The organism is Methanofollis ethanolicus (genome assembly GCF_001571385.1).
Taxonomy (GTDB): Archaea; Halobacteriota; Methanomicrobia; order Methanomicrobiales; family Methanofollaceae; genus Methanofollis; species Methanofollis ethanolicus.
Genome location: NZ_BCNW01000001.1, coordinates 969,138 through 984,689, shown reverse-complemented (window position 1 = coordinate 984,689; position 15,552 = coordinate 969,138). Strand labels below are relative to the sequence as shown.

Below are 15,552 nucleotides of genomic sequence, written 5' to 3'. Positions count from 1 at the left end.
CGGGGGCGGATGGATCTGTTAGATAGAAGCGTTATATCGAGGGCATACTTCTCAGAAGAGCACGTCGCCCGCCACCAGTTGGATTCGTACAATCACTTTCTGGAGCACAACCTCCAGAAAGTGGTGGACGAACAGCGGATCATTGAAACCGACATCGAAAATCGGGGCAAAAACAGCGAGGCGGTCTGGGTCGAACTCGGCACGATCCGGATCCTGAAACCGATCGTCCGCGAGGCCGACGGTTCGAAGAGCATTCTCTACCCGACAGAGGCGCGCCTGCGTAACCTCACCTATGCCGCACCCATCGAACTCGACATGGCACTCGTGCAGGGGGACATGCGTGGCGATCCGATCACGACCGAGATCGGGCAACTGCCCGTCATGGTCGGGTCAGTCGCCTGCAACCTCGCGGGGCTTTCCGACAACGAGCGGGTCGCTCACGGCGAGGACCCCAGGGATCCGGGCGGCTATTTCGTCGTGAACGGCTCTGAACGCGTCCTCATGACCCTTGAGGATCTTGCCTCGAACAAGATCATGACCGAGTTTACCGAACGGTACAACGAGCGGATCTACGTGGCAAAGGTCTTCTCCCAGTTCCGGGGGTACCGTGCACTCGTCGTCGTCGAGAAAAACAAGAAAAACCTGCTCGAAGTCTCCTTCCCATCGGTCGCCGGCCACCTGAAGTTCTCCGACCTGATGCGGGCCCTGGGCCTCGGGAGCGACAGGGAGATCGTAGAAGCGGTCTCAACAGACGAGGAGATCCTCACCTACATGATGCAAAACCTCGAAGAGAGCGAATGCGACTCTATCGAGAGCGGCGTCATGTACGTGGGCAAGAAACTCGCGCCGAACCAGACCCGGGAGTACCAGAGGAGACGGGCCGAGTTCGTTATCGACAACTACCTGTTGCCCCACCTCAACTACCTCATGCCCGAGAACCTCAAGGAAGGCGACGAGGGCTATGAACAGACGGCTATCGGCGTGCGACTTGCAAAGGCACACTTCCTCGGCCGCATGGCAGAAGCCTGCTTCGACCTCGTGCTCGGCCGCCGTAAGATCGACGACAAGGACCACTACTCGAACAAACGGCTGAAGCTTGCAGGCGACCTGATGGAGGACCTCTTCCGTATCTCCCTCAACAGGCTGACCCGCGATATCAAGTACCAGCTCGAACGCGCGAGCATGCGCCACCGGGACCTCTCGATCAGCACAGCCGTGCGGGCCGATGTCCTCACCGAGCGCCTCCTCCATCCCCTTGCCACCGGCAACTGGGTCGGCGGACGGACAGGTGTCTCTCAGCTCCTCGACCGGACAGACCGGATGAGCGTGCTCTCGCACCTGCGGCGCGTTATCTCGCCGCTGTCCCGGTCCCAGCCCCACTTCGAGGCCCGCGACCTGCACCCGACCCAGTGGGGCCGGATCTGCCCGTCAGAAACCCCTGAAGGTCCGAACTGTGGTCTGGTGAAGAACTTCGCACAAATGGTAGAGATCTCAAAGGGCTATGACAAAACTGACGATGTCAAGAATATCTTCTATAACCTCGGCGTGGAGCCGCTGATCATCGGGGGGAAGAAGGAATGAAAAAGTCACGCGTATTCCTTGACGGGTCCCTCATCGGACTCGTTGAAAACCCACAAGAGATCGTAGAAAAAGCGCGGGCCATGCGGCGCCACGGGGCAATCTCCTCTGAGGTGAACATCGCCTTCGCGGAGTTCAACGGCGACGTCGTCATCAACACCGACCGCGGCCGGGCCAGAAGGCCCCTGATCGTCGTCAAGGACGGTAAGCCCGTGATCACGAACGCCGAGATCGCCCAGCTCGCCGCGAACGAGATCGCCTTCGAAGACCTCATCAAGAGAGGCCTCATAGAGTTCGTCGACGCGGAGGAGGAGGAGAACCTCTACATCGCAATCAACGAGGCCGACCTGACCCCCGAACACACCCACCTCGAGATCGACCCCTCCCTGATCCTGGGCATCGGTGCGGCCCATGTGCCGTTCCCCGAACACAATGCATCGCCGCGTGTCACGATGGGCGCAGGCATGGTCAAGCAGGCCCTCGGTTTTGCCACGGCCAACACGAAACTGCGGCCCGACACGAGAGGCAACCAGCTCCACTACTGCCAGAAGCCGATGGTCTATACCCAGGCCTCCGACCTGATCGGTTCCGACGATCGGCCGGCCGGCCAGAACTTCGTCGTCGGCATCCTTTCCTACGAAGGCTACAACATCGAGGATGCCCTCATCTTCAACAAGGCCTCGATCGACCGCGGCCTCGGGCGCTCTCACTTCTTCAGGACCTACGAGGGCGAAGAAAGGCGCTATCCTGGCGGCCAGGTTGACAGAATCGAGATCCCGGACGAAGAAGTCTCAGGCGCCCACGGCGCGGAGTACTACCAGAACCTGGACGACGACGGAGTCATCAACCCCGAGACGGTCGTCAAGGAGAAGGACGTCCTTATCGGGAAGACCTCCCCGCCACGTTTCCTCGAAGAACCGAGCGGCGAACTGATCGCCGTTGAAAAGCGGCGCGACACCTCGGTGACGATGCGGAGTAACGAGCACGGCATCGTGGACACCGTGATCATCACCGAGGGCGAGAACTCCTCGCGCCTGGTGAAAGTCAGGACCCGCGACCTCCGTGTGCCTGAGGTAGGCGACAAGTTTGCGTCCCGGCACGGGCAGAAGGGTGTCGTCGGCTGGATCGTACCCCAGGAAGACATGCCCTTCGGTGAGATGGGCATCGCCCCCGACCTGGTCATCAACCCGCACGCGGTCCCGTCACGTATGACCATCGGACACATGCTCGAAATGCTCGGCGGCAAGGTGGGCGCCCTCGATGGGCGGCGGATCGACTCCACCGCATTCAAGGGGGAGAAAGAGGAGGAACTCCGCCAGGCCCTGAAGCAGTACGGTTTCGCACACACAGGCCGCGAGATCCTGTACGACGGCTACACAGGCAAGCAGTTCCACGCGGACATCTATGTCGGCGTGATCTATTACCAGAAACTCTACCACATGGTCTCCTCGAAGATGCATGCACGGTCCCGCGGCCCGATCCAGGTGCTCACCCGTCAGCCGACCGAAGGGCGTGCCCGTGAAGGCGGTCTCCGGTTCGGTGAGATGGAGCGTGATGTGATGATCGGCCACGGCGCTGCGATGGCCCTCAAGGAACGTCTGCTCGAAGAGTCCGACAAGGTAAACCAGTACGTCTGCGCCCACTGCGGCATGGTGGCGATGCTCGACAAGAAGAGAAACGTCACCAGATGCCTGAACTGCGGCAGCGAGACCGACATCTACTCGGTCGAGATGAGTTACGCGTTCAAACTCCTCCTCGACGAGATGAAGAGCATGGGCATCGCGCCGCGCCTGCGGCTTGAGGATATGGTATAAGGGGGGACAGATATGACAAGCCCGAAGAGAATTGGAAAGATCGAGTTCGGTATCCTCTCGCCCAAGGAGATCCGCCAGATGAGTGTGCGGAAGATCATCTGGGCCGACACCTACGACGACGACGGCTATCCGTACTCGCAGGGGTTAATGGACCTCCACCTCGGCGTCATCGATCCGGGGATGCGGTGCAAGACCTGTACACAGAAGGCGAGCGACTGTCCGGGTCACTTCGGCCACATCGAACTCGCAAAGCCGGTGATCCATGTCGGCTACACCCGGCTGATCCGGAAACTTCTCCGTGTGACCTGCCGGAGTTGCGGCAGGCTCCTCCTCTCCCCTGACGAGATCACGAAGATCGTCGGGACGGAAGAGGACGAGAGTGGCGACCTGGTCACCGAGAAAGATATCAAGAAGGAACGGGTTTGCCCGTACTGCGGCGAGCAGCAGTTGAAGATCAACTTCGAGAAACCGACGACCTTCTCCGAGGTCGTCGTCACCCCCGACGACCAGGGAAAGGAGAAGAAGGAAGAGCACAAGTTGACGCCGGCCGACATCCGCGCCCGTCTTGAGCGTATCCCGAACGAGGACCTCAAACTCCTCGGCATCGACCCCGAGGTCGCACGGCCCGAGTGGACGATCCTCACCGTGCTCCCTGTGCCCCCGGTGACCATGCGCCCGTCGATCATTCTGGAGAACGGCCAGCGTTCTGAGGACGACCTGACCCACAAGCTCGTGGACATCATCAGGATCAACCAGCGCTTCAAGGAAAACCAGGACGCCGGTGCCCCGCAGTTGATCATCGAGGACCTCTGGGAACTTCTCCAGTACCATGTCACCACCTATATGGACAATGAGGTGGCAGGCTGCCCGCCGGCTCGCCACCGCTCGGGCCGCCCGTTAAAGACCCTCTCACAGCGCCTGAAGGGTAAGGACGGCCGGTTCCGTGGCTCTCTCTCCGGCAAGCGCGTGAACTTCTCGGCCCGTACCGTCATCTCGCCAAGTCCCTTCCTCAGCGTGAACGAGGTCGGGATCCCCATGGCAATCGCCAACGAGATGACCATCCCGGTGCGGGTGACCTCGCAGAACATCGACGTCGCCCGCGTGTACGTGCGGAACGGGACCGGCCGGAAGGCCCTCACCGACCCGCCCGGCGCGAACTACGTGATCCGGTCGGACGAACGGCGCATCCGTATCTCCGATGAGAACAAGGACGACGTCGCCGACCAGCTCGAGTTGGGCTGGACAGTGGAGAGGCAGATGCGTGACGGGGATATCGTGCTCTTCAACAGACAGCCGTCCCTGCACCGGATGTCGATCATGGGCCACCACGTCAAGATCATGGACGGGAAGACCTTCCGGCTGAACCCGGCCGTCTGTCCCCCGTACAACGCCGACTTCGATGGCGACGAGATGAACCTGCATGTGCCGCAGACCGAGGAGGCAATGGCCGAGGTCGAGATCCTGGTCAATGTGCAGGAAAACATTCTCTCGCCCCGTTTCGGCGGTCCGATCATCGGCGGCATCCACGACCACATCTCAGGGATCTTCCTGCTGACTCACGAAGTGCGCTGGTTCACCAAGTCCGAGGCCCTCTACCTCCTCAAACACACGGGCGTCGAGCACCTGCCCGAACCCGGCAGGGTCGAGAACGGCGTGCCCTACTGGAGCAACAAGCAGGTCTTCTCCGTGATCATCCCTGACGACATCAACATGATCTTCAAGGCGTCGTCCTGTCAGCACTGCGATACCTGCAAGAAAGAGCTCTGCGACCGGGATACCTACGTAAAGATCAAAGACGGCGAGCTTGTCACCGGCACCATCGACAAGAAGGCGATCGGTGCATTCGACGGCGAGATCGTGAACAGGATCATCCGCCAGTATTCGCAGAAGCGGGCGGCGCAGTTCATCAACGACGTGACCCGCCTCTCGATCAGGGCCATCATGTTCGACGGCTTCTCCTTCGCCATCGACGACGAAGACCTGTCCAAGACCGATTACGGCCAGATCGAAGAAGTGCTCGATAACGCCGAGCGTGACGTCCGTCGCCGCATCCAGATCTACGAGGAAGGCCAGCTCGAACCGATGCCAGGCCGTACCGAGGAAGAAACCCTGGAAATGCAGATCATGCAGGTGCTCGGCAAGGCCCGTGACAGCACCGGTGAGATCGCGTCCCGCCACCTCGGCCTCTCGAACTCGGCAGTGGTGATGGCAGTCTCTGGTGCCCGTGGTTCTATCCTGAACCTGACCCAGATGGCGGGGTGTGTCGGACAGCAGTCTGTCCGTGGTGAGCGTATCGTCCGTGGGTACGACAGGCGTACCCTCCCGCACTTCAAGAGGGACGACCGCGGTGCACCTGCCCACGGTTTTGTCAGGTCGTCGTACAAGAAGGGGCTCAACCCGACCGAGTTCTTCTTCCACGCCATCGGTGGCCGTGAAGGTCTCGTCGATACCGCAGTCAGAACGTCGCAGAGCGGGTACCTGCAGAGGCGGATGATCAACGCCCTGCAGGACCTGAAGGTCGAATATGACCGGTCTGTCAGGACGACCGGCGGGCGGATCCTCCAGTTCCAGTACGGCGAGGACGGCACCGACCCGACAAAGAGCAGTTATGGCGAACCTGTGGACGTGAAAGGCGCGATCGAGAACGTGCTCAAGGAGGAGGTCTGATGGACGAATCGATGCTGACCGTGATCCACGCGGCCGATCTCCCGGAAAGGACAAAGGAAGAACTGATCAAGGACCTTGAAGGGAAGGAGATCACCGCAGAACAGTTTGCGGCGATCATGGAGAGCGTGGAGCGCGAGTACAGACTGACAAGGATCGAGCCCTGCGAGGCCTGTGGGGTCATCGCCGCCCAGTCCCTGGGCGAGCCCGGTACCCAGATGACGATGCGTACCTTCCACTACGCCGGTGTGGCCGAGATTAACGTTACCCTCGGTCTGCCCCGTCTTATCGAGATCATGGACGCCAGGAAGGAACCCTCGACCCCGACGATGACGATCCACCTGGAGCCCGATTACCTGGCCGACCGTGACAAGGCCCGTGAAGTCTCCTGGCAGATCGAAGCGGCACCTCTCCACGAGTTCGGCGACATCGTCACCGACATGGCGAACATGAGGGTGGAGATGCACGTCAAAAAGGAGGTCTGCGACAAGAGGAAGATCTCCCTGGCCGAGATCATGGAAAGGGCGCCGCAGAAGATCCGGGAGCGCCGCCATTACCGTGACTTCGAGTCCGAAGGGAACGCCGCAGACGGGGTGATTACCTTCACCCCGAAGAACGAGAGTTACCAGAACCTCTTCCAGCTTGCCGACCATATCAGGAACGTGATCGTGCAGGGGATCGATGATATCGAGCGGGTGGTTGTCCGGAAGGAGGGAGGAGAGTATATACTTTATACTGAAGGCTCCAACCTAAAGGATGTGTTCGAGGTCGAGGGCGTTGACACCTCCCGTACCCGCACAAACAATATCAACGAGATTTCCCAGATCCTCGGGATCGAGGCCGCAAGAAATGCGATCATCGACGAAATGAAGAACACGCTCGGGGAACAGGGTATCTCGGTGGACGTGCGGCACATCATGCTCATCGCTGACATGATGTGCATGGACGGAGAGGTCAAGCAGATCGGCCGTCACGGTATCGCAGGCGAGAAGGAGAGTGTTCTCTCCCGTGCAGCCTTCGAAGTGACGGTCAACCACCTCCTCGACGCCGCGGTCGCAAGAGAATCTGATATTCTCAACGGTGTGACCGAGAACGTCATTGTCGGTCAGCCAATCCAGCTCGGAACCGGGGATATCAGATTGATTGCAAAACCCTTAAACCAGGAGAATTAATTATGGACTTTAACGAGTCTTTGAGAAGAGCCATCAAAACCGGCAAGGTCTTCCTTGGACAGAACGCAACTGAAGAATGTGTCAAGGCTGGTAAGGCCCAACTTGTCGTCATCGCCAAAAACTGCCCTGCAGCATTCAAAGAGGCCATGCTGGCCAGAGAGAGTGTTGTAAGTTACGTGTACAATGATTCTGGTGTCGAACTCGGAAAGGCCTGCGGCAAGCCGTTCGTTGTCAGTGCGCTTGCGGTTGTCGAACCGGGCGACTCAGACATCCTCAGCATCAAGAGGGCCTAGATGGCGGAAATAAAACTCACTGAAGACTGCATGCAGTTGATCTCCAAGTTCGAGAATATGACCGGCGCGGGAAGCCGGGACTGCATCATCGACGAGAGGAATGACCGCATCATCTTCGTCATCAATCCTGGCGACATGGGGCTCGCGATCGGGAAGAAGGGGACGACGATCAAGAAGGCCTCCGACGCCTTCGGCAAGAGGATCGAGGTCGTCGAGTATTCGGCTGACCCCGAACAGTTCCTGAAGAACTGTTTCCTCCCGGCGCAGGTCACTTCGATCACCTTCGCCACGAACGAAGACGGAGAGAAGGTCGCCCTCATCGACGTCAAGCCCGATGACCGTGGCCTTGCGATCGGCAAGGAAGGAAAGAACATCTTCAAGGCAAAGAAGCTCGCCGGCCGGCAGCACGACATCGCTGATGTGCAGCTCGTCCAGGACGACGAGGGTTTCTAAACCTTTCTCTTTTTTTGGTCCGCAGTCCGGGATAGACCGGATATCTTTTATCCCGCGGTGCAGAGGTCATCCTGATGGATATCACCTTCAGAAGTATGGTTCTCTTTGTCAGGGATATGGAAATATCAAAGGCCTTCTACACCGACGTGCTCGGGCAGAAAGTGGAACTTGACCTCGGCGTGAATGTCGGGTTTGTCGGCGGGCTTGCCCTCTGGGACCGCGCCTACGTGAACGACCTGCTGTACGCGGGGAAGATGCCGCCGGGCGAGGCGGCGGCACCGCCGATGGAGGTCTATTTCGAGACGGCGGAGGTCGAGGCGCTGGCCGGACGGGTCGCAGAGGCGGGCGTCCGTCTCCTCCACCCCCTGAAAGAGCAGCCGTGGGCACAGCGTGCGATCCGGTTCTTCGACCCCGACGGCCATCTGGTCGAGGCGGCAGAGCCGATGCCGGCGGTGGTCGCACGCCTCGCGGCTGAAGGGTTGTCCGATGCCGCGATCAGCGAGCGGACGACTCTGCCCCGGCAGGTCGTTGCGGCGATGCTGGGAAATGAGTGCTGTGACTGAGATGGTGCTCTTCGTGGAGAACGGCGTCTGGCCGGTCTCGAAGGATATTTTTCTTTCAGGATTCCTGTTCCAGACAAACCATCATCGTCTCGGAAATCGATTTTATAGTGTATGGCGAGCGGTGCTGCTTCGCATGCTGTTCCCGGGACTGCTGAAGAATTGTCCCGGCGACTGGTGAGGGAGTCTCCGGCTTCCGGCACAAATACGTACAGGAAGCTGGTGCTGATCCTCGGGCTCGCAGGGTTTGTGTCGGCTGCGGACAACTGGTTCGTGTCTCCGGCGCTTCCCGCGATCGCTCTGGGGTTCGGCGTTTCGGTCGCCGTTGCCGGCACCATTCTGACGGCATACATGATACCGTACGGTTTTATGCAGCCGATATACGGCTTTTTCAGCGACGGTCGGAGCAAGGTGAAACTTCTGCGGGTCATCGTCTTCGGGCTTGCGATCGGGACCGCAGGCAGTGCCTTATCGAATTCTCTGACGATATTGTGTGCCTGGCGCGTGCTCACGGGCTTTTTCGCCGCCGGAATCATCGCCGTGTCCCTCTCCCTCATCGGCGACACGGTGCCTCATGCCGAGCAGCAGACCTATGTGGGCCGGTTCATGGGGATCGTCTTTGCGGGACAGGGGTTGAGTTCTGGTCTTGGTTGCGTGTTGATTCAGTCTCTGGACTGGCGCGGGGCATTCCTTTTTTTCGCGGTCGTGGCGTTGTGTGCGACGGCGCTTCTGTATACGCTGCCGGCCGGCCCCTCTCAGGTCCGCAGGGAAGACGCTCGCTTCCTTCCCCAGTGCAGACGTGCGCTCTTTTCACCTGAGGGAAAGGTGATCTTCCCGCTGGCATTTCTCGTCGGGTTTCTGGTGCTCGGCATCTACGGTTACCTGGGCTCGTTCCTTCATGAATACCTCGATCTGAGCTATATGCAGTCTGGAGCCGTCGTCATGTTCTATGGGTTTGCCTGTCTTTTCGGCGGTTCGAAGATCGGGGCGCTGGCGAAAAAAATCGGGAAAAAGGAGGTCGTGCTCGCGGGTGAATGTTTTGCGGTGATCGCGGCCGTACTGCTGTGCTCGACCTCCTGGTATCCGTCCTGGCAGATTGCGCTGGCGGCGACGATCTGCCTGGGCCTGGGTTATATCTCGGTCCAGTCCACGCTGGCGACGATCGCACTCGACATCACCGCCGGTGCCACCGGACTTCCGTCCGGGCTGATCGGCCTGGGGCTTTTCTGCGGCGGCGGGCTGGGCAGCATGGCAGGAGGCCTGCTGCTTTTGCAGGGGACCTATCAGACGATCTGGATCTCCTTCGGAGCGATGCTCGTGGTTTTACTCCCTCTCACGGCGAAATTGAGGACCGAATAAGGTGCCCGGCATCGCCGTCATTTTATGTGTCTGAGAAGAGAACATGAAAGAGCATGGTGCGAAACGACGTCGCCGCCTCCCCGGTCCTCTACCGGGAGAGGCAGCACTTCACCCAGATCTGGATGTGGGCGATCCTCGCCCTCATTGCAGGGGTCGCCTGGTGGGGGGCGGTCCAGCAGTTGCTCCTCGGTGTCCCCTTCGGGAACAGGCCGGCGCCGGACTGGGCGATGGCGCTCATCGCCCTCGTCTTCGGGGTGCTCTTCCCCCTCTTCTTTGCCGCCCTCCACCTCACTCTGGAGGTGCGGGGGGACGGGATCGCCTACCGCTTCTTCCCTCTCCATATCGGTTTCAGGCTGATCCCCGCGGAGGAGATCGAACGCCTGGAGGCCTGCACCTACCGCCCCATGGCAGAGTTCGGCGGATGGGGCATCAGGTGGGGCGCCGGGGGATGGCGGGCCTATACGACCGGGGGCGACCGCGGGGTGCGGGTGTACCTGCGGGACGGGAGAAAGATCCTCTTTGGCAGTCACGACCCTGAGGGTTTTGTCGCGGCGGTGGAGGGGAGACGGAGGTAAAAGGCGTCCTGATGCCGTGTGATGAAAAAGTTTGGAGATAGCGGCTTTGCTGAAATCCTCATGTTCCGGTTGATGTCCTTCTCCCTTCTATGAGAGTAGACATGGATCCCCCGCCTTCCCTCTACTGATCGGCGGGGGACTACCTCGAAGACCTTCGGTCTTCTCGCTGCCCCCGGACCCCCGAAATTAGGATTGGCTCCGGGAAGAGCGAACAGGATATTCAGAGGAAGGAAATTGCCGTATCTCTGCCAATCCTGAGCGAGGACGACCGAAGGGAGTCGAGAAGACGAAGTCTTCGAGGTGCGAGCGTTAGCGAGTTCGAGAAAACCGTAGGTTTTCGAGGTCCGGGGGCTGCGAACGGGGTGAGCACAAGAAAATCTCTGATTTTCGGCGTAGTCCCCCGCACAGGCACACCAGAAAAGGTTTGCAACAGAGTCGAGATGGCGCCTCATTCCGCCCGTATCGTCACGGTGAAGGTCTTTTCGGCCGCGGCGTCCGGTGCCCCGACCTTCACCCACAGGGCCCTGAAGGTGAAAGTGCCGGTTGTGAGCGGCTCCACGGTCCATTCCTGTGTCCCCGGTGCCGTCTGCTCGTCGGTGACGACGAGGCCGCTGCTGAGGTCTGTCCTCCACTCGTACCTGTCGATGGTGTCGTACGGGAGGGTGACGATCACCCGCCCTCCCTGGCCGACCGTGACCGTGCTCCCGTTCTCCTCCTCCCCGACCCTGACCGTATCGGGGGCGCCGGTGCAGCCCGCAATACAGACGGCGAGGACAAGGAGGCCGATGGCGACCTGAAACTTCATCGCCCGGCATCTGCCTGCCCGGGGCATAAGCCTTCCGGCGCCGGCATAGGTTTTTGCCCCCTGTACACAAACCTGACCTCTATCTCCTGCACCGCCCTGACCCGGGCGGCTGCGGAAGCTCCGGCCCCGCCTCTTTCGGTGCGCCGGAGACACAGACGAAAGGTCGGAACCGTGATGGAATACCATTTTGCAGACCGGATGTATCATGCTCCTGAATCGTTTATCGAAGAACTCTTCCGGGTCTCGGGCGTTCCCGGCGTCATCTCGTTCGCCGGGGGACTCCCCGACGCCGCCCTCATCGACGTGGAGGGGATCAGAAAAGCCGCCTCTGTGGTGATGGAGGAGGAGGGGGCCTGCGCCCTCCAGTACTCGACGACAGACGGCTACCTCCCTCTGCGGGAGTTCATCGCCGCACGCTACCGCCGGCGCCTCGGGATCCCTGCGGACGCCGACGACATCCAGATCGTCAACGGATCGCAGCAGTGCCTCGACCTGATGGCAAAGATCTTCCTCAACCCCGGCGACGCCGTCGGCGTGGAGGGGCCGGGGTACCTCGGCGCCATCGAGGCGTTCTCCCTCTACGAACCTGCGATCCATGCCGTTCCCCTCCAAGAGGACGGTCCGGACCTCGACGCCTTCGCGGCGCTCGTCAGGGACCATGCCCCCAAATATTTTTATGGCATCCCGAACTCCCAGAACCCGTCGGGCCTCACCTACTCCGAGGAAAAGAGGAAGGCGATCGCCGGGATCCTCGAAGGGACCGGGACGGTCTTCTACGAAGACGACGCCTTCGGCGAACTTTTCTTCGACCACCGCCCGCGCCTCCCGGTGAAGAAGTACCTCCCGGACGGTGCTGTGCTCTCCGGTTCGTTCTCGAAGACCGTCGCTCCGGGCATGCGGATCGGGTGGATCCTCGCTCCGGCGCCTGTCCTCAAACAGTTCAATGTAGCGAAGCAGGCGGCCGACCTCCACTCCAACGTCCTCTGCCAGATGATCCTTCACCGCTACCTGACAGAGACCGACCTCGACGCGCATGTGAGGCGGATCTCCGCGGTGTACGGCGGGCGCTGCCGCCTGATGTGCGACCTCCTCGACGATGGTTTCCCGACCGGGGTCACCCACACGACACCGCAGGGCGGGATGTTCATGACGGTTTGCCTGCCTGACAGCGTCTCGGCGATGGACGTCTTCCACGAAGGTGTCAGGCAGGGCGTCGCCGTCCTGCCCGGCGTCCCCTTCTACGCAAACGGCGGCGGGGAGAGCACCATCCGCCTGAACTTCTCCTGCGCCAACGAGGACAGTATCAAGGAGGGGATGGCGCGGCTCGCCCGGGTGGTCCGGGGTTTCGTGTGAAATTTTCCTGATCCCGCTCTCCTCCCCCTCTCCGGGTCATCCGAGCTCTTTTATCCCGATAGTGTCAAGGGAGTGCCGGGGCCGCACCGTGCGGCCGATGGGGGGGACGAGTCATGGAGGAGAAGAGAGGAACGTATGTCAGGGAGAGAATCGCCTGCACGATTCTGGAACGGGCGAAACTCTCCCTGATGAACCCGGCACTGATCGAGGCGAAGGTGGAGGAGCGGACGATCGACGAGACGGCGAAACCGCTCATCAAACTCGCCCTCGAAGAAGGGGTCGAGACGGTCTGGGACCGCTATGAACTGCAGCAGCCGCCGTGCCGGTACTGCGCCTCCGGGCTCTCGTGCAACCGGTGCGCCATGGGGCCGTGCCGGATCATCCCGGAACATCAGCGCCTCCGCGGCGTCTGCGGGGCCGACGGCGACCTGGTCGTCGCCAGGAACCTGCTGGACATGATCGCCACCGGTGCGGCGGCGCACTCTGACCACGGCCGCGAGATCGTGGAGACCCTGTATAAGGCCGCCCGGGGAGAGGCCGAAGGCTATGTGATCAGCGATCCCGCGAAACTCCGGCGTATCGCGGAGGAGTACGGCATCGATACCGGCGAGCGGGGCGATGCCGCCGTTGCGGGCGATGTCGCCCTCGCCATGCTCGAAGAGTTCGGGACGGTGAAAAACGCGATCCAGTTCGTGCAGCGGGCGCCGCCGCAGACCCTCGAATGCTGGGAGGCGGCCGGGATCACGCCCAGGAGCGTGGACCGCGAGATCGTGGAGGCGATGCACCGCGTCCAGATGGGTGTGGGGGCCGACTACGCCACCGTCCTCCTGCAGGGGCTGCGGGCCTCACTCGGCGACGGCTGGGGCGGCTCCCTGATGGCGACCGAGACCTCTGACATCCTATTCGGGACGCCCGCGGTGAACACCTCGAAGGTGAACCTCGCCGTGCTGAAGGACGACCAGGTGAACATCGCCCTCCACGGCCACAACCCGGTGCTCTCCGAGATGATCGTGCGGGCGGCGCGCGAACCCGAAATGCTTGCGCTTGCCGAAGAGGCCGGCTCCGAGGGGATCAACCTGGTCGGGCTCTGCTGCACCGGCAACGAACTCCTGATGCGCAAGGGGATCCCGCAGGCCGGCAACCACCTCAACCAGGAGCTGATCATCGCCACCGGGGCGCTTGAAGTGATGATCGTCGATTACCAGTGCATCTTCCCGTCCCTGCCCAGGACGGCGAGCTGTTTCCACACCCACATCGTCTCCACGAGCCCGAAGTCGAAGGTGCCGGGCTCGCTCTACTATCCCTTCTACCCCGAATCGGCGCTTGAGACGGCACGGGAGATCGTCGGTCTGGCGGTCGCGAACTTCCCGAACCGCGAGCCCGGCAAGGTGCTCATTCCCGGAGAGCCGGTGGAGGCGATGACAGGGTTCTCGGTGGAGGCGATCGGCCACCTCTTCGGCGGGTTCAAACCGGTCATCGACGCGATCGCCGAGGGCTCCATTCTCGGCGCCGCCGGCGTCGTCGGCTGCAACAACCCGAAGGTGCGCCAGGACGAGGGGCACGTCACTCTCACGAAGGAGCTGATCAGGCGGGGCATCCTGGTGGTCGAGACCGGGTGTGCCGCCATCGCCTCGGGGAAGGCCGGTCTTCTTCGTCCGGAGGCGGCCTCCCTCGCCGCCCCCGGCCTTGCGAATGTCTGCCGGACGTTCGGGATCCCGCCGGTGCTCCACATGGGCTCGTGCGTCGACTGCTCCCGGATCCTGGTGCTTGCCGCCGGGCTGGCGCGTGAACTCGGCGTGGGCATCCACCAGCTCCCGATCGCCGGCGCCGCCCCGGAGTGGTATTCCCAGAAAGCGGTCTCCATCGCCTCCTACTTCGTGGCCTCGGGCGTTTTTACGGTCCTCGGGGTGATGCCGAAGATCACGGGGAGCGGGAACGTCGTCGATCTCCTTACCCGGGGGCTCAACGATCTCGTCCACGCCTCATTTGCAGTCGAGCCCGATCCGGTGCGGGCGGCCGACCTCATCGAGGCGCACATCAGGGAAAGGCGTAGCGGGCTCGGGATCTGAGATGACGGAAAAGTCAGACGTCAGGAGGGCGGCCGGTGCCCTGGAGAGAAGGCCGCGGCCCGGTGCCGCGGGGCTGCGAGTGGTGATCGCCGGGAAGGGCGGCGTGGGCAAGACCACGATCGCCGCCCTGCTCGCCCGCGTCCTCGCCGCGGAGGGGGGCCGGGTCCTCGCCGTGGACGCCGACCCGCAGGAGAACCTCGCCTGCGCCCTCGGCTGGCCTCCGGGGGAACGGATCGTTCCGCTTGCGGAGAACGCCAACTACATTGAGGAGAAGGTCGGGGCGCGGCCCGGCAGGTGGGGCGGGCTCCTCACCCTCAACCCTGATACCGGGGACGCCGTCGACCGTTTCGGGGTCAGGTTCTCTGACGGCCTCTCCCTCCTGGTGATGGGGACGGTCGGCCGCGCCGGGAGCGGGTGCCTCTGCCCGGAGAACGCCCTGCTGCAGGGGCTGGTCAGGTCGGTGGCGCTTGGCGAGGAGGATGTGGTGGTCATGGACACGCAGGCCGGGGTGGAGCACTTTGGTCGCGCCCTTGCCGACGGTTTTTCCGACGCGGTCGTGGTCGCTGACCCCTCATACAATGCCGTCTCTGTCGCCCTGCACGCCGCGGCCCTCGCCGCCGACCTCGGGATCCCGGCCGTCCACCTGGTCGTAAACCGCGTCCGGGACGATGCCGACAGGGGCCGCGCCGGGGATCTGATCGGCGACACCGGCCGGTTCGCCTCGGTCACCTGGCTCCCGTACGACCGGGCCGTCGTCAGGACCGAGCCCGACGTCACCCCCCTCCTTGACCAGGACTCGCCTTTCTGTACCGGGGTGCGTGTTCTCGCCCGTCTCCTTTCGGGCCCGGCGCCGTGAT

At 62.0% G+C, this 15,552-nt stretch carries 13 protein-coding genes; 12 read left to right on the top strand and 1 reads right to left on the bottom strand.

Features of this window, described 5'->3' with window-relative positions:
* Positions 1 to 9 precede the first annotated feature (9 nt).
* The 9 genes from MEFOE_RS04875 to MEFOE_RS04835 all read left to right on the top strand — a co-directional run bounded on the left by MEFOE_RS04875 (position 10) and on the right by MEFOE_RS04835 (position 10,468).
* The gene (locus MEFOE_RS04875; RefSeq protein WP_201785178.1) at positions 10 to 1,581 is read left to right on the top strand and encodes a DNA-directed RNA polymerase subunit B''; all 1,572 of its coding nucleotides are present in this window, start codon (positions 10 to 12) and stop codon (positions 1,579 to 1,581) included.
* Positions 1,578 to 3,392 carry a DNA-directed RNA polymerase subunit B gene (gene rpoB / locus MEFOE_RS04870; protein ID WP_067049110.1) on the top strand — a complete coding sequence of 605 codons (1,815 nt, stop codon included), beginning with the start codon at positions 1,578 to 1,580 and terminating at the stop codon, positions 3,390 to 3,392. The genes MEFOE_RS04875 and rpoB overlap by 4 nt, the downstream gene beginning before the upstream one ends.
* A 12-nt stretch (positions 3,393 to 3,404) precedes the next feature.
* Positions 3,405 to 6,059, top strand: coding sequence for a DNA-directed RNA polymerase subunit A' (locus tag MEFOE_RS04865; protein WP_067049107.1), 2,655 nt, complete (start codon positions 3,405 to 3,407; stop codon positions 6,057 to 6,059).
* Positions 6,059 to 7,228, top strand: coding sequence for a DNA-directed RNA polymerase subunit A'' (rpoA2, locus tag MEFOE_RS04860; protein ID WP_067049104.1), 1,170 nt, complete (start codon positions 6,059 to 6,061; stop codon positions 7,226 to 7,228). The genes MEFOE_RS04865 and rpoA2 overlap by 1 nt, the downstream gene beginning before the upstream one ends.
* A gap of 2 nt (positions 7,229 to 7,230) precedes the next feature.
* Positions 7,231 to 7,521 carry a 50S ribosomal protein L30e gene (locus MEFOE_RS04855; RefSeq protein WP_067049101.1) on the top strand — a complete coding sequence of 97 codons (291 nt, stop codon included), beginning with the start codon at positions 7,231 to 7,233 and terminating at the stop codon, positions 7,519 to 7,521.
* Complete coding sequence (locus MEFOE_RS04850) at positions 7,522 to 7,974, top strand: NusA-like transcription termination signal-binding factor (RefSeq protein WP_067049098.1); 453 nt, start codon at positions 7,522 to 7,524, stop codon at positions 7,972 to 7,974.
* A gap of 74 nt (positions 7,975 to 8,048) precedes the next feature.
* On the top strand, positions 8,049 to 8,537 hold the full coding sequence (locus MEFOE_RS04845; RefSeq protein WP_067049095.1) for a VOC family protein: 489 nt from the start codon (positions 8,049 to 8,051) through the stop codon (positions 8,535 to 8,537).
* A gap of 111 nt (positions 8,538 to 8,648) precedes the next feature.
* Entirely contained in the window at positions 8,649 to 9,893 is a 1,245-nt protein-coding gene (locus MEFOE_RS04840) for an MFS transporter (RefSeq protein WP_083523343.1), read from the top strand.
* 53 nt (positions 9,894 to 9,946) lie between these two features.
* Positions 9,947 to 10,468: a DUF6141 family protein gene (locus MEFOE_RS04835; RefSeq protein WP_067049092.1), complete on the top strand. Its 522-nt coding sequence runs from the start codon at positions 9,947 to 9,949 to the stop codon at positions 10,466 to 10,468.
* Positions 10,469 to 10,916: 448 nt separating this feature from the next.
* Here the strand turns inward: MEFOE_RS04835 and MEFOE_RS04830 are convergent, their stop codons facing one another.
* Entirely contained in the window at positions 10,917 to 11,273 is a 357-nt protein-coding gene (locus MEFOE_RS04830; protein WP_067049089.1) for a protease inhibitor I42 family protein, read from the bottom strand.
* Positions 11,274 to 11,447: 174 nt separating this feature from the next.
* On the opposite strand from MEFOE_RS04830, the gene MEFOE_RS04825 reads away from it, so the two are divergent.
* From MEFOE_RS04825 to MEFOE_RS04815, 3 genes are all read left to right on the top strand, one after another.
* On the top strand, positions 11,448 to 12,626 hold the full coding sequence (locus MEFOE_RS04825; protein WP_067052985.1) for an aminotransferase-like domain-containing protein: 1,179 nt from the start codon (positions 11,448 to 11,450) through the stop codon (positions 12,624 to 12,626).
* 113 nt (positions 12,627 to 12,739) lie between these two features.
* On the top strand, positions 12,740 to 14,695 hold the full coding sequence (gene cooS / locus MEFOE_RS04820; protein WP_083523342.1) for an anaerobic carbon-monoxide dehydrogenase catalytic subunit: 1,956 nt from the start codon (positions 12,740 to 12,742) through the stop codon (positions 14,693 to 14,695).
* Between the two features lies 1 nt (position 14,696).
* Positions 14,697 to 15,551 (top strand): ATP-binding protein, encoded by an 855-nt coding sequence (locus tag MEFOE_RS04815; RefSeq protein WP_067049086.1) that lies wholly within the window; start codon positions 14,697 to 14,699, stop codon positions 15,549 to 15,551.
* Position 15,552: the final 1 nt, after the last annotated feature.

Excerpts from the sequence above, each read along its gene's own strand:
- MEFOE_RS04855 (WP_067049101.1), top strand. The coding sequence starts at position 7,231 with ATGGACTTTAACGAGTCTTTGAGAAGAGCCATCAAAACCGGCAAGGTC.
- MEFOE_RS04875 (WP_201785178.1), top strand. The coding sequence starts at position 10 with ATGGATCTGTTAGATAGAAGCGTTATATCGAGGGCATACTTCTCAGAA.
- MEFOE_RS04825 (WP_067052985.1), top strand. The coding sequence starts at position 11,448 with ATGGAATACCATTTTGCAGACCGGATGTATCATGCTCCTGAATCGTTT.
- MEFOE_RS04835 (WP_067049092.1), top strand. The coding sequence starts at position 9,947 with ATGGTGCGAAACGACGTCGCCGCCTCCCCGGTCCTCTACCGGGAGAGG.
- MEFOE_RS04815 (WP_067049086.1), top strand. The coding sequence starts at position 14,697 with ATGACGGAAAAGTCAGACGTCAGGAGGGCGGCCGGTGCCCTGGAGAGA.
- rpoA2 (WP_067049104.1), top strand. The coding sequence starts at position 6,059 with ATGGACGAATCGATGCTGACCGTGATCCACGCGGCCGATCTCCCGGAA.
- MEFOE_RS04840 (WP_083523343.1), top strand. The coding sequence starts at position 8,649 with ATGGCGAGCGGTGCTGCTTCGCATGCTGTTCCCGGGACTGCTGAAGAA.
- rpoB (WP_067049110.1), top strand. The coding sequence starts at position 1,578 with ATGAAAAAGTCACGCGTATTCCTTGACGGGTCCCTCATCGGACTCGTT.
- MEFOE_RS04850 (WP_067049098.1), top strand. The coding sequence starts at position 7,522 with ATGGCGGAAATAAAACTCACTGAAGACTGCATGCAGTTGATCTCCAAG.
- cooS (WP_083523342.1), top strand. The coding sequence starts at position 12,740 with ATGGAGGAGAAGAGAGGAACGTATGTCAGGGAGAGAATCGCCTGCACG.
- MEFOE_RS04845 (WP_067049095.1), top strand. The coding sequence starts at position 8,049 with ATGGATATCACCTTCAGAAGTATGGTTCTCTTTGTCAGGGATATGGAA.
- MEFOE_RS04830 (WP_067049089.1), bottom strand. The coding sequence starts at position 11,273 with ATGAAGTTTCAGGTCGCCATCGGCCTCCTTGTCCTCGCCGTCTGTATT.
- MEFOE_RS04865 (WP_067049107.1), top strand. The coding sequence starts at position 3,405 with ATGACAAGCCCGAAGAGAATTGGAAAGATCGAGTTCGGTATCCTCTCG.